Annotated in this window: 10 protein-coding genes; 7 read left to right on the top strand and 3 right to left on the bottom strand. The window is 72.9% G+C overall.

Annotated elements, in window-relative coordinates:
• The first annotated feature begins 90 nt into the window (after positions 1-90).
• The 3 genes from ACIQFX_RS05325 to ACIQFX_RS05315 all read left to right on the top strand — a co-directional run bounded on the left by ACIQFX_RS05325 (position 91) and on the right by ACIQFX_RS05315 (position 5712).
• Positions 91-1860, top strand: coding sequence for a serine/threonine-protein kinase (locus tag ACIQFX_RS05325; RefSeq protein WP_402459115.1), 1770 nt, complete (start codon positions 91-93; stop codon positions 1858-1860).
• Between the two features lie 225 nt (positions 1861-2085).
• Positions 2086-3750: a succinic semialdehyde dehydrogenase gene (locus tag ACIQFX_RS05320; protein WP_402459114.1), complete on the top strand. Its 1665-nt coding sequence runs from the start codon at positions 2086-2088 to the stop codon at positions 3748-3750.
• Between the two features lie 150 nt (positions 3751-3900).
• Positions 3901-5712, top strand: coding sequence for a GMC family oxidoreductase N-terminal domain-containing protein (locus ACIQFX_RS05315; RefSeq protein ID WP_402459112.1), 1812 nt, complete (start codon positions 3901-3903; stop codon positions 5710-5712).
• Between the two features lie 918 nt (positions 5713-6630).
• Here ACIQFX_RS05315 and ACIQFX_RS05310 read toward each other — a convergent pair.
• Entirely contained in the window at positions 6631-6921 is a 291-nt protein-coding gene (locus tag ACIQFX_RS05310; RefSeq protein WP_402459110.1) for a chorismate mutase, read from the bottom strand.
• 325 nt (positions 6922-7246) lie between these two features.
• On the opposite strand from ACIQFX_RS05310, the gene guaA reads away from it, so the two are divergent.
• The 4 genes from guaA to ACIQFX_RS05290 all read left to right on the top strand — a co-directional run bounded on the left by guaA (position 7247) and on the right by ACIQFX_RS05290 (position 11832).
• Positions 7247-8839, top strand: a complete 1593-nt coding sequence (gene guaA / locus ACIQFX_RS05305; protein ID WP_402459108.1) for a glutamine-hydrolyzing GMP synthase — start codon at positions 7247-7249, stop codon at positions 8837-8839.
• 138 nt (positions 8840-8977) lie between these two features.
• A complete protein-coding gene (locus ACIQFX_RS05300) occupies positions 8978-9766 on the top strand; it encodes a class II aldolase/adducin family protein (RefSeq protein WP_402459107.1) in 789 nt (262 codons plus the stop codon).
• 177 nt (positions 9767-9943) lie between these two features.
• Entirely contained in the window at positions 9944-11176 is a 1233-nt protein-coding gene (locus tag ACIQFX_RS05295) for a hypothetical protein (protein ID WP_402459105.1), read from the top strand.
• An 89-nt stretch (positions 11177-11265) separates the two neighbouring features.
• Positions 11266-11832: a DoxX family protein gene (locus ACIQFX_RS05290; RefSeq protein WP_402459104.1), complete on the top strand. Its 567-nt coding sequence runs from the start codon at positions 11266-11268 to the stop codon at positions 11830-11832.
• Here the strand turns inward: ACIQFX_RS05290 and ACIQFX_RS05285 are convergent.
• Together ACIQFX_RS05285 and ACIQFX_RS05280 are read right to left on the bottom strand one after the other, a co-directional pair.
• Positions 11742-12002 (bottom strand): hypothetical protein, encoded by a 261-nt coding sequence (locus tag ACIQFX_RS05285; RefSeq protein ID WP_402459102.1) that lies wholly within the window; start codon positions 12000-12002, stop codon positions 11742-11744. The two genes, ACIQFX_RS05290 and ACIQFX_RS05285, sit on opposite strands and share 91 nt — an antisense overlap.
• Complete coding sequence (locus ACIQFX_RS05280; protein WP_402459101.1) at positions 11989-13335, bottom strand: PspC domain-containing protein; 1347 nt, start codon at positions 13333-13335, stop codon at positions 11989-11991. Before ACIQFX_RS05280 ends, ACIQFX_RS05285 begins: the two co-directional genes overlap by 14 nt.
• Positions 13336-13433: the final 98 nt, after the last annotated feature.

Here is a 13433-nt window from a genome sequence, read left to right as displayed (position 1 = left end):
CTGGTCACAGTGCTGTTCCTATGACGGCCCCGAGGTTCCGCCGCCCGTGCCCCCCTCCGTAACCTGTTCTCCGAAGGAATGCGGGGGCAAGTGGAACATTCTCAGAGCACAGGTGAGGGGCTGCTGCTCGCCGGGCGGTACCGGCTGGGCGAGTCCATCGGGCGCGGCGGCATGGGCAAGGTCTGGCGCGCGCACGACGAGGTACTGCACCGCGTGGTGGCGGTGAAGGAGTTGACGGCCGGTCGCTTCGTGGCCGAGGCCGACCGCCTCGTGCTGCACGCCCGGACGCAGAAGGAGGCGCGGGCAGCCGCCCGGATCACGCACCCCGGTGTGGTGACCGTCCACGACGTCCTGGAGCACGACAACCGGCCGTGGATCGTCATGCAGTACGTCGACGGGCCGTCGCTCGCCGACGCGGCCAAGGAGGCCGGCACGATCGAGCCGCGCGAGGCGGCCAGGATCGGGCTGCACGTCGTCGGCGCGCTGCGGGCCGCGCACGCGGCCGGGGTGCTGCACCGCGACGTCAAGCCGGGGAACGTGCTGCTCGCGCGCGACGGGCGCGTCCTGATCACCGACTTCGGGATCGCGGCGATCGAGGGGGACTCGACGATCACGCGGACCGGCGAGATCGTCGGATCCATCGACTACCTGGCGCCCGAGCGGGTGCGCGGCGGGGATCCGGGCCCGGCCTCCGACCTGTGGTCCCTCGGTGCGACGCTGTACGCGGCGGTCGAGGGCACCTCGCCGTTCCGCCGCACCTCCCCGATCAGCACCATGCAGGCCGTGGTGACCGAGGAGCCGCCGCACCCGGACAAGGCGGGGCCGCTGGCGCCCGTCATCGTGGCCCTGTTGAGCAAGGACCCGGACCGGCGTCCGCGCGCGGACGAGGCCGAGCGGATGCTGCTCGACGCGATGGAGGGGCGCAGGCCGGAGGCGGCGCAGGCGTACGTGCCGACCCAGCGCGTCGCCAGGGAGGACCTGGATCCGGCGGCGGACGGGATCGGCGCGCCGGCCGGCGGAGCGCGTACCACGGACGGCTCGGGCGCGGACGGCACCGGCGCAGGCACCGGCGCCGGCGGCTCGGCGGCGGACGGTGCGGCGGGCGCTTTGCGGAAGGTCACCGCCCAGTGGCCCCACCCGCCCCACGGTTCTCAGCATCCCCATGGTTCGCAGCCTTCCCACGGGTCCTCGCTGTCGCAGTCGCCTCCCACCCTGGTCCCGGACGCGTCCTCGCGGCCCGGCCGCGGCCGGTGGCGCAGCGCCGTCCTCGCGGCGCTGCTCGCCGGGGTCGTCGCGGGCGGTGCGGTCTTCGCCGTCATGAACTACGCGGGTGGAGACCGGGGCGACGACGGCAGGCAGACCAAGGCACCCACCTCCGCCCCGCCGACCAAGGGCACCGCGGACGGCGTCCCGGTCGGCTGGCACCGGGTCGTGGACCCGGAGGGTTTCAGCCTCGTCGTGCCGGACGGCTGGAAGCGGCAGACGGAGGGCGACCAGATCGACTACACCCCGGACAACGGCCGCCACCGCATCCGGATCAGCATCGACCGCAGCCCCGACTTCGAGAACCCGTACATGCACGCCCTCGACCTGGAGCGCGTGCTGCAGAAGCGGATGAACTACAAGCGGGTCAAGCTCAACCAGAACACCTACCGTGACCAGGTCCGTTCCTGTCTGTGGGAGTTCAGCTGGACCGAGCGGAAGGACTTCCCCGGGCCCCGGCACGCGATCGACCAGATGTACTACGAGGACGACGGCACGGAGTACGCCATCTACATGTCCTCGCCGGAGTCGAGTTGGGAGACCACCCGGCAGCAGTTCGACGTCGTCGTCCGGTACTGGCGGGCGCCGGGCGACTGAGCGAGCGTCACACACGCGCGTGGCGACCGCCCGGTGACCGGGCTCCCCGCGCACCGCGCACGCACCGGGGCCGGGCCGGAGATTTTCTCCGCGCCCGGCCCCCGGCATTCGTAAGCCGCTGATCAGGGCTTATGTGCCAGTGATCGCTGGCGCAATGTGCGTACCCGGTGAAAACGTATTACCGACGGGTACCCAAAGGGCTGGACGCGGCCTACGCTCGCCCTCATGACGGACTCGCAGGCCCCCGCCGCCCCTCCGGTTCTCGACGCCCCCGCCGCGCAGGGCAGGGCGCTCGCGCCCGCCGGCGCGACCAACCCCGTCGCGCCCGCGCCCGCCGGCGCGCGCACCGCCGCCGACGTCGTGACGCCCGAGGTGGTCGCCCGCCTCACCCGCGGCGTCGCCGGCTCCGGCCGTACGGCCAACCACACCCCGTTCACCGGGGAGAAGCTGGCGGACCTGCCCGAGTCCACCCCCGAGGACGTCGCCGAGGCCTTCGCCCGCGCGCGCGCCGCCCAGACCGCCTGGGCCGCCACCCCCGTCAAGGCCCGCGCCGCCGTCCTCCTCCGCTTCCACGACCTCGTCCTCCAGCGCCAGTCCGAGGTCCTCGACCTCATCCAGCTGGAGACCGGCAAGGCACGTCTGCACGCCCACGAGGAGGTCCAGGCGGTCGCCGTCTGCGCCCGCCACTACGGCCGCAGGGCCGCCTCGTACCTGCGCGCCAAGCGCCACACCGGCGTCGTGCCGACCCTCACCAAGGTCACCGAACTGCGCCAGCCGCGCGGGGTCGTCGGCCAGATCGCGCCCTGGAACTACCCGCTCGAACTGTCCGTCGGCGACGCCCTGCCCGCCTTCGTCTCCGGCAACGCCGTCGTCATGAAGCCCGACACGGAGACCGCGCTCACCGCGCTCTGGGCCCGCGATCTGCTCATCGAGGCCGGACTGCCCGCCGAGGTCTTCCAGGTCGTCATCGGCGAGGGCCCCGTCGTCGGCCCCGAGGTCGTCAAGCACGCCGACTACGTCTCCTTCACCGGCTCCACCCGCACCGGCCGCGAGGTCGCCCAGGGCGCCGCGGCCCGCCTCGTCGGCGTCTCCCTCGAACTCGGCGGCAAGAACGCGATGCTCGTCCTCCAGGACGCCGACATCGAGAAGGCCGCCGCCGGCGCCGTCCGCGCCTGTTTCTCCTCCGCCGGCCAGCTCTGCATCTCCATCGAGCGGCTGTACGTGCACGAGTCCGTCGCCGACGCCTTCCTGGAGCGCTTCGCCGCCCGTACCAAGGCCATGCGGCTCGGCAGCTCCCTCGCGTACGGGGCCGACATGGGCTCCCTCGTCGGCGACCGGCAGCTGGAGACCGTCAGCCGCCACGTCGAGGAGGCCGTCGCCAAGGGCGCCAAGCTCGTCGCCGGCGGTGTCGCCCGCCCCGACATCGGCCCCCTCTTCTACGAGCCGACCATCCTCGACGGCGTCGAGGCCCCGATGGCCGTCTGCGCCGAGGAGACCTTCGGCCCGGTCGTCTCCGTCTACCGCTTCCGGGACGAGGACGAGGTCGTCGACCTCGCCAACGGCACGCCGTACGGCCTGAACTCCTCCGTCTGGACGAAGGACTCGCGCCGCGGCCACGCCGTCGCGGCCCGGCTGCGCACCGGCACCGTCAACATCAACGAGGGGTACGCGCCGGCCTACGGCAGCGTGCAGTCCCCGATGGGCGGCATGAAGGACTCCGGCCTCGGCCGCCGCCACGGCTCCGAGGGCATCCTCAAGTACACCGAGGCCCAGACCGTCGCCCAGCAGCGGCTGATGCCCCTCGCGCCCTCCTTCGGGATGGACGACGAGAAGTACGCGGCCTTCATGAGCGTGTCCCTGAAGGCGATGAAGGCCCTGCGCCTGCGCTGAGCCCGAAGGCGGCGCAGGCCCCGCGCCCGCGCCGAACCCGAAGGCGGTGCAGGTCTCGTGCCCGCCGCGCCCGGAGGCGGCGCAGGCCCGCGCCCGCGCCGCCGTCCGGCCCGCCTGCCCGTTTCCGCCCCTTTCCGCACGAGGAGAGCCATGACCGCGGTACCCCCTACCCAAAACCAGGAGCAGGCGGACGACGCCGCGTACGACTACGACGTCCTCGTCGTCGGATCGGGCTTCGGCGGTTCGGTCACGGCCCTCCGCCTCACCGAGAAGGGCTACCGGGTCGGCGTCCTGGAGGCCGGGCGCCGCTTCACCCGCGCGACCCTGCCCAAGAACTCCTGGGACCTGAAGAACTTCCTGTGGGCGCCCGCCCTCGGCCTCTACGGCATCCAGCGCATCCACCTGCTCGGCAACGTCATGGTGCTCGCGGGCGCCGGCGTCGGCGGCGGCTCCCTCAACTACGCCAACACCCTCTACGTACCGCCCAAGCCGTTCTTCGACGACCCGCAGTGGAAGGACATCACGGACTGGCAGGACGAGCTGCGGCCGTACTACGACCAGGCCCAGCGCATGCTCGGCGTCCGCCTCAACCCGACGATGACCCCCTCCGACGTGCACCTCAAGTCGGCCGCGCAGGCGATGGGCATCGGCGACACCTTCCACATGGCGCCCGTCGGGGTCTTCTTCGGTGACGGGGACGACGCCGACGGGACCGCGAAGGCGAAGCCCGGCGGCGAGGTCGCCGACCCGTACTTCGGCGGCGCGGGCCCGGCCCGGCGCGCCTGCACCGAGTGCGGCGAGTGCATGACCGGCTGCCGGCACGGCGCCAAGAACACCCTCAACGAGAACTACCTCCACCTCGCCGAGAAGGCCGGCGCGACCGTCCACCCGATGACCACGGTCGTCACCGTCACCGAGGACTCGCGGGGCGGCTTCGCGGTGAAGACCCTGCCCACCGACCAGCGCAGGAAGGGCAAGGGCCGGACCTTCACCGCCCGCCGGGTGGTCATCGCGGCCGGCACGTACGGCACGCAGACCCTGCTGCACCGGATGAAGGACAGCGGCCTGCTGCCCCGCCTCTCGAACCGACTCGGCGAGCTCACCCGCACCAACTCCGAGGGCCTCGTCGGCGCCCAGACCACCGACCGCCGCTACCGCAAGCGGCACGGCGCGAAGAAGGCGGACTTCACGCGCGGCGTCGCCATCACCTCCTCGGTCCACCCCGACGAGAACACCCACATCGAGCCGGTGCGGTACGGCAAGGGCTCCAACTCCATGGGCGGCCTCACCGTCCTCCAGGTGCCCTACGGCGCCCACCGGGTGCGCAACTGGTTCCTCAACCTGCTCAGGCACCCCACCCTCGCCGCCCGTTCCCTCTCCAACTGGCACTGGTCGGAGCGGACCATCATCGGCCTCGTCATGCAGTCCCTCGACAACTCCCTGACGACCTACCGCAAGCCCGGCGGCATCGGAAAGGGCCTGCTCACCGCCCGCCAGGGCCACGGGGCGCCGAACCCGGTCCAGATCCCGGAGGCCACCCGGGCCGCCACCCTCCTCGCCGAGGAGATCAACGGCTTCGCCGGCTCCAACGTCGGCGAACTGATGGGCACCCCGCTCACCGCCCACTTCCTCGGCGGCTGCCCGATCGGCGCCGACGCCGAATCCGGCGTCATCGACCCGTACCACCGGCTCTTCGGCCACCCGGGGATCTCCGTCGTCGACGGGGCGGCGGTCTCCGCCAACCTCGGCGTCAACCCGTCCCTGACCATCACGGCCCAGGCCGAGCGGGCCATGTCCTTCTGGCCGAACAAGGGCGAGGAGGACCCGCGCCCGCGGCAGGGCGAGGCGTACGCGCGGCTCTCGGCGGTCGAGCCGAAGTCCCCCGCGGTCCCGGCCGAGGCCTTCGGCGCCCTGCGGCTGCCGTTCCTCGGCATGCCGGCGGTCCCGCCGAAGAAGGCCTGAACCCGGCCGCGATCTTGGTCGCGGTCCCGGACGCATCGCGACCACGGTCCCGGACCTGATCCCGGATACAGGAGAGGGCGCTGCACCCCCCTCCGAGTGCAGCGCCCTTCCAGTTCTTGGTGGTGCTGCATAGATGACCCGCGACCGGTGGGATTGGTTGTAGCGGTTGCACAGGATCTCCGTGTGACGCGCGTCACGCTGGAGATGGGGGCATGGGGAAGGGCCCCGCGCTCGCGATTCCGGTCGCGGCACGGGGCCCTTGGGGTCGGCACCGGTGTCAGGGCAGCTGCGGTGCCGAGCGGGGCGGCGCCGGGGGTCGCGCCGCGGGGAGGGGGAGGGATGGGGGATCGGGGGACGGGGAGGAACGGGAGATCGGCCGGATGCGGCCGGCCCCGGGCGTCCCCGGGACCGACCGCCCTTTCTGGGTGACCGGGCTGCTGTCCCCTGCTGTCCGGTCACAGGCGCTGGTGCGAGGTCCCACGGCGTACCTGAGGTACGCCACACGCCCCAGCGAAGCCACGCGTGGTTTCTTTCGGGCCCGCCCCTGGCTGGCACGGACACCCGGACCAACGAAGCCGGGTCGAGGCCGGTCACGCGCCGTACGGGTGAGAGCGGGCCCGAACTCAGATGCGGGCGGTGACCCCGCGTCCGGGGCGGTGGCCCCGACGCGGCCCCGCTCCACATCAGGGCAGCGGCCTCGGACGCGGCGCGGCTCCGCGTCCGGCCGGTGGTCTCAGACGCGGCGCGGTTCCGTGTCCGGCTCGGTGGTCTCAGGCACGGCGCGGTTCCGTGTCCGGCTCGGTGGTCTCAGGCACGGCGCGGTTCCGTGTCCGGCTCGGTGGCCTCAGGCACGGCCCGGCTCCGCGTCCGGCTCGGTGGTCTCAGGCACGGCGCGGTTCCGTCTCCGGCTCGGTGGCCTCAGACGCGGCCGCGGCAGAGCTCCAGCATCGTCATCGCCAGCGTCGTGCCGGGCTTGCCGAGCGCGTCCCTGTAGTGGGCGAGGACCTCCATCTCGCGGGCGAGGTTCACCCGGCGGCCGCCGGAGGAGATCCGGGCCTCCTGGATGACGGCGGAGACGGCCATCCGCTCCTGGATGAGTCCGATGATCCGGTCGTCGAGTGCGTCGATGCGCTCGCGGGCGTCACCGATCAGCGTCGCCGCCTCGTCGGTGCGGGCGCCGGTCTTCTCGGTCCGGGTCATGGCGGTCATGTCGGGGCTCCTCGTGGTGTCGGATGCCCCGGGGCGATACGGCCCGGAGACAAGCAGAACGCCCCGGGCCTTGTCGGCCCGGGGCGCCTGGGAAGTCGCTTGTCAGTTGCTCAAGCAGCACGACCATGGCAGCCGGTGGGCCGGTTGCCATAGGTAAAGACGAAGGTCGTGAGCTTGCGCATGGCGACAGTATGGACCCCTCCGACGGGCCCCGGCCAACCCGGGTTCGGATGGTGAGACGAAAAGTGCGACCGGCGCGCCGGTAGAATCGACAAATAGCACCCCCCTTCGGGGGACCCCCTCCTACCGCCGGAAGGCCGCCGTAGTGTCATCAGCGACCCCCGCTGCCGCGCCCGACGTCTCCAACCCGGACGTAGTCCTCGTTGTCGACTTCGGCGCCCAGTACGCCCAGCTCATCGCCCGCCGCGTCCGTGAGGCCCGGGTCTACAGCGAGATCGTCCCGTCCACCATGCCGGTGGCCGAGATGCTGGCCAAGAACCCGAAGGCGATCATCCTCTCCGGCGGCCCGTCCTCCGTGTACGCGGAGGGCGCACCCCGCCTCGACCGCGCGATCTTCGAGGCGGGCGTCCCCGTCTTCGGCATGTGCTACGGCTTCCAGCTGATGGCGACGACCCTCGGCGGCACCGTCGACAACACCGGCGCCCGCGAGTACGGCCGCACCCCGCTGCACGTCTCCCGGACCGGCTCCACCCTCTTCGAGGGCACCCCGGCCGAGCAGTCCGTGTGGATGTCGCACGGCGACGCCTGCTCCGCCGCCCCCGAGGGCTTCACCGTCACCGCCTCCACGGACGTCGTGCCGGTCGCCGCCTTCGAGAACGACGCCAAGAAGCTGTACGGCGTCCAGTACCACCCCGAGGTCCTGCACTCCACGCACGGCCAGCAGATCCTGGAGCACTTCCTCTACCGCGGCGCCGGCATCGAGCCCAGCTGGACCACGGGCAACGTGATCGAGGAGCAGGTCGCGGCCATCCGCGCCCAGGTCGGCGACAAGCGCGCCATCTGCGGCCTCTCCGGCGGCGTCGACTCCGCCGTGGCCGCCGCGCTCGTGCAGAAGGCCATCGGCTCGCAGCTCACCTGCGTCTACGTCGACCACGGCCTGATGCGCAAGGGCGAGACCGAGCAGGTCGAGAAGGACTTCGTCGCCGCCACCGGCGCCAACCTGGTGGTCGTCGACGCGCAGGAGCGCTTCCTGAACGCGCTCGCCGGCGTCTCCGACCCGGAGACCAAGCGGAAGATCATCGGCCGCGAGTTCATCCGCGTCTTCGAGCAGGCCCAGCTGGAGATCCTCCAGGAGGAGGGCCCCGAGGTCGCCTTCCTCGTCCAGGGCACGCTCTACCCGGACATCGTCGAGTCCGGCGGCGGCACCGGCACCGCGAACATCAAGTCCCACCACAACGTGGGCGGCCTCCCCGAGGACATCGAGTTCGAGCTCGTCGAGCCGCTGCGCCAGCTGTTCAAGGACGAGGTCCGCATGGTCGGCCAGGAGCTCGGCCTGCCCGAGGAGATCGTCCAGCGCCAGCCGTTCCCCGGCCCCGGCCTCGGCATCCGCATCGTCGGCGAGGTCACCAAGGAGCGCCTGGACCTGCTGCGCGAGGCCGACGCCATCGCCCGCGAGGAGCTCACCGCGGCCGGTCTCGACCGCGAGATCTGGCAGTGCCCGGTGGTCCTCCTCGCCGACGTCCGCTCCGTGGGCGTCCAGGGCGACGGCCGCACCTACGGTCACCCGATCGTGCTGCGCCCCGTCTCCTCCGAGGACGCCATGACGGCCGACTGGTCGCGCCTGCCGTACGACGTGCTGGCGAAGATCTCGACCCGCATCACCAACGAGGTCGCCGACGTGAACCGCGTCGTCCTCGACGTCACGAGCAAGCCCCCGGGCACCATCGAGTGGGAGTAGTCGCTCCCGCGGGCCGAGTGGGAGTAGTCGCTCCCGCGGGCCTCTGAAGCCGCCGTCCCGGTCCGCCGGGGCGGCGGCTTCGTCGTGTTCGCGTCCGGACTCTGGTGACTTGCCCGGCCGGGCGTTACCTTCCGGCGCATGAGCGTGATACCGGACCCCGTACCCGTCGAACGGCTCCACTTCGCGATGCCGCCCGTCCACGCGACGGCCGAGGAGGAACGCACCCACCGCAGGCAGCGGCTCGCGGGCGCGCTCCGGCTCTTCGGACGGCTCGGGTACGAGGAGGGCGTCTCGGGCCACATCACCGCCCGCGACCCCGAATACCCCGACTGCTACTGGGCGAACCCGTTCGGGGCGCCGTTCGAGGAAATCACGGCGAGCGACCTGATCCTGGTCAACGGCGACGGGCAGGTCCTCCGCGGCGGCCAGCACGTCAACCAGGCCGCGTTCACCGTCCACGCCGAGGTCCACCGGGCCCGGCCCGACGCCGTCGCCGTCGCCCACACCCACTCCGTCCACGGACGGACGCTCGCCGCGCTCGGCGAACTCCTCGACCCGATCACCCAGGAGGCCTGCGCCTTCTACCAGGACCACGCCCTCTACGACGCCTACACGGGCGTCACCGTCGACGCCGAGGAGGGCCGCCGGATCGCCGTCGCCCTCGGCTCGTTCAAGGCCATCGTGCTCCGCAACCACGGCGTGCTCACCGTCGGCGGCTCCGTCGACGCGGCGGCCTGGTGGTTCATCGCCCTGGAACGCTGCGCCCGGATCCAGCTCGCCGCACGGGCGGCCGGCAAGCCGGTCCTCATCGACCACCGCGAGGCGGTCACCACCCGCGAACAGCTCGGCAGCGACCTCGTCGCCTGGATCAACTACCAGCCCCTCTGGCGCAGGATCAGCCGAGCGGAGCCCGAACTCCTGTCGTAACACCATCGCTTCACCCTTCTGTACGTCAATGGGACGGCGTGGCAATCACTCTCCGGCGGGGCGCACGCGGCAGGCGCGAGAGCCGTCGGTGGGGCACAATTCCGTGGAATCAACGGTCGGTTGGCCCTCCGGGACGCACCGGTACGTGCCGTGAAGTGAGCTCGGGAAGTGAGCACCGTGGCGGTTCAAGAGGCGAGACAGTACGGCGAGCACGCGACGGCCTGCGCCGGCTGCGCCCCCTGCGGACAGACCGGCCACCGGCGCGCGGTCGCCGCGTTCCTCGCCCGGCGCGACGAACTCGCCGCCGGACACGGTGTCCCCGCCGCCGTCGCCCACTCGCCGGTCGCCGCCCGCCAGTGGGTCTCCGACGAGCTCGCCCAGTCCGCCCGCGCGGTCGCCGTCCGCGGCCGCGAGGCCGGCCTCGCCTGGCTCGACCGGGTGCGGCGCGGCGGTCTCGCCGCGGTCTGGGGAGCCGTCCTCGCCCTCCTCCTCGGCCAGGCCCTCACCGCGATCGGGAACGGCTGGACCGGCGCCCGCACGGCCGGCCTCTGCACCGCGCTGGTCCTCGCCGCCCTGCTCAGCGCCGCCGCCCACGTCCACCGGGCGCGCGGCGGTCTCCTCGCCCCGCTGATCGGCGAGGACAACCGGCTCTCCACCACCCGCGCCGTCGCCGCCGCCTGGCTCCTGCTCCTCGGCTTCACCCTCCTCTTCCTGGCCTTCCGGTCGTCGGACGCGACCGCCTTCGGTCTGGCCCGCGGCGCGGGCCTGCTCACCGTCCTCGCGCTGGTGTCGGCCGTCACCGTCACCGCCCGTCTCGTCGTCGCCACGGGCATCGCCTCCCGCCGCCTCCAGAAGGTGCGCGCCGACCGCCCGCGCGCCGCCGACCTGGTCTGCGACGACAGCGGCCGCGCCAGCCTCGCCGACGTCCAGTACCTCCTCGTCTCCGCCGCCGTCCTGGCCCTCGCCGCCGTCGGCCTCGCCCGCGACCCCGCCCGGCTGCCCGAGGTCCCCTGGTCCCTCGTCCTGCTCCTCGGCGTCTCCGCGGCCTGGCACCTCGCCGCGAAGTGCACCGAGGGCGTCCGCCCCACGATCCACTCCGTGGTCCGGTCCCGGGAGGCCGGCGACCTCGACGCCCCGATCCGCACGGGCGACGACATCGAGATCCGCGGCTGCGGCTTCGTCCCGCCCGGCGCCGGCGCCCCCGACCCGCTGACCCGTCTGGTCGTGCGCATCGGCCCCGTCCACACCCACGTGCCGCTGGTGCCCGTCCCCGGCGGCTTCGCCAACCCCACCGACACGGCCCTGACCGTCCCCCTCCCGGCCGACGTGGAGCCGGGCCGGGTGGAGGTGTCGGTCGTGACGGCGGCGGGCGTGGAGACCAACCGGGTCACGATCGACGTGGCGGACTGACCGTCCGGCCCCCTTCCCGCGTCCTCGGAGCCTTCAGCGAGGAGAATCGATCCGCGAACAGTCGTACGGGCGTGGAGAGGTGACCGACGATGACGGGACAAGCGGACCGGACGGACGACACGGGCGGTACGGGCCGTACGGACTCCACGGGAGCGGGCGCCGGGCGCTTCGCCCGCTGGAAGGCCGCCTTCGACGAGCGGAAGGCGGTCGCCGCCCGCTACGCCCTCCTTCCGTTGCGGATCTTCCTCGGCGTCACGTTCGTCTACGCGGGGCTCGACAAGCTCACCGACCCCGCCTTCTTCGCCGACACCGGCAGCGGCTCCATCGGCGAGACGATGCGCGGGGTCCGCGACTCGTCCGCGATCCCCGCCCTCGTCGACCTCGCGCTCAAGAACCCCACCGGCTTCGGCTACGCGATCGCCTTCGGCGAGATCGCCGTCGGGATCGGGACCCTGATCGGCCTCTACGCCCGCCTGGCGGCGCTCGGCGGCGCGCTGATCTCGCTGAGCCTCTGGCTGACCGTGAGCTGGCAGGTGAACCCGTACTACCTCGGCAACGACCTCGCCTATCTGATGTCCTGGCTCCCGCTGGTGTTGGCCGGGGCCTCGGTGCTGTCGGTGGACCGCTTCCTCGCCGAGCGGCGCCGTATTCGATAGGTGACCCAGGCCGCGAGGCCGGCCAGGCCCAGGCCGCCGCAGAGGACGGGGATCACCGCGTACCACGGCGTCGTCCAGGTGCCGGCGGCGTCTCCCGCGTACAGCGCGGCCAGCGCGAGGGCGGTGAGACCGGCGAGCAGCCGGCCGGGACGGAACTCATGAAGCAGCACGGGTGACCTCCACCTGTCCGATGCCGACCTCGAGCGAGAGGTCCACTGTGCCCGCCGGGGCGGTCCCGGCCGGCGGGTCGATCGTGCGCGTGACGTCGCGGTCCGGGGAGATGTCGATGTCGTTCGCGGGCTCGCCGGGCAGCCGCAGGTCACCGAGGCCCACCTGGGCGCGCACCTTCACGACCGCGTCCTTCGGGACGATCACCTTGAGCTGCCCCGCGCCCACCTCGGCCGACGTCGAGACGGTCGAGCCGGCCGGGAGCGGGAGCCCCGACAGGTCGAGGGTGCCGACACCGGTGCCCACCTCGTAGCGGGGCTGTACGGCCGTGGCGGACGCCGGCTTCCACGTCTCGCGCATCCAGTCCGTCGAGATCTCGTGGGGCAGCGCCGTGGCCAGGGCGAGCAGGCCCGCCGCGATCACCGTGTGGAAGACCGTGCCGAACCCGGTCCGGCCGAGGAAGCTGCTGACGACGAGGCCGAGGCCGAACACCGCGAGCGCGGCGACCAGGCCGGTCTGCAGACTCGTGCCCAGGGGCTGGGTGTCCCAGGTCAGCGCGGTCCCGACGACGGCAGCGACCATGGCGAGCAGGTACACGAGGCCGGCGATGGACCGCGGGCTGCGCCGGATCGACGGCTGCGGACGTCCCGGGGCGGGCCGAGGGGGACCCCACTGGCTGCCGGGCTTCGGCACCTCGCCGCCCACCCGGCCGTCCTCGTCGAGGACACCGTGCGGGCCCCACAGGTATCCCAGGGCCACCCTGCCCGTGGAGCCGTCCTTCACTATCGGGTCCTTCCACCAGGAGGGGAACTCGACCATCGGCGGGGCCTTGGTCTCGGGCGGGGCCTCCGAGGCCACCAGGGCGGCGGCCGCCGACTCCAGCCGGCTCTCGGGCTCCATGACCCCCGTCTGCCGGCGCCGCGACCAGACGGCGGCCGCGCTCACCACGAACCCCACCAGCAGGGCGGAACCCAGCATGCTCCCGCTGTGCAGCATCGACAGGAAGATCCCGCAGCCCACCAGTGCCATCAGGACGGCGGCCAGCGAAGCGCCGGAGACGCGGCCGGTCAGCAGCCTGCGCCCCTCGTTCTCGTCCTCGCCCGCGAGCGGGAGCAGCAGCCAGGCGAAGCCGTAGAAGATCAGTCCGATGCCGCCGGGCACCGCCAGCACGCCGACCGCCACCCGGAAGACCACCGGGTCGAGGTCGAAGTACCGGCCCAGGCCGCCGCAGACTCCGCCCACGACCTTGCTGCCGCGTGAGCGCTGCAGGGACGGGGCGGGAACGGCCTCCGCCGGCGGCGGGGCCTCGTGCTGCGAAGGCATCGAACTCGTCATGCGTCCATGGTGACCGCCCGTGACGTCCAGCGGCACCGGGGCCGACCCTGGCCCGACCCTGATATTCGGCGCCCTCTCGCCCCCGAGGCGTTACCAGG

The sequence above is a fragment of the Streptomyces sp. NPDC093089 genome, from assembly GCF_044754405.1.
Classification (GTDB): Bacteria; Actinomycetota; Actinomycetes; order Streptomycetales; family Streptomycetaceae; genus Streptomyces.
The sequence above is the reverse complement of the archived record's forward strand: the minus strand, read 5'-3'. Positions and strand labels throughout refer to the sequence as shown.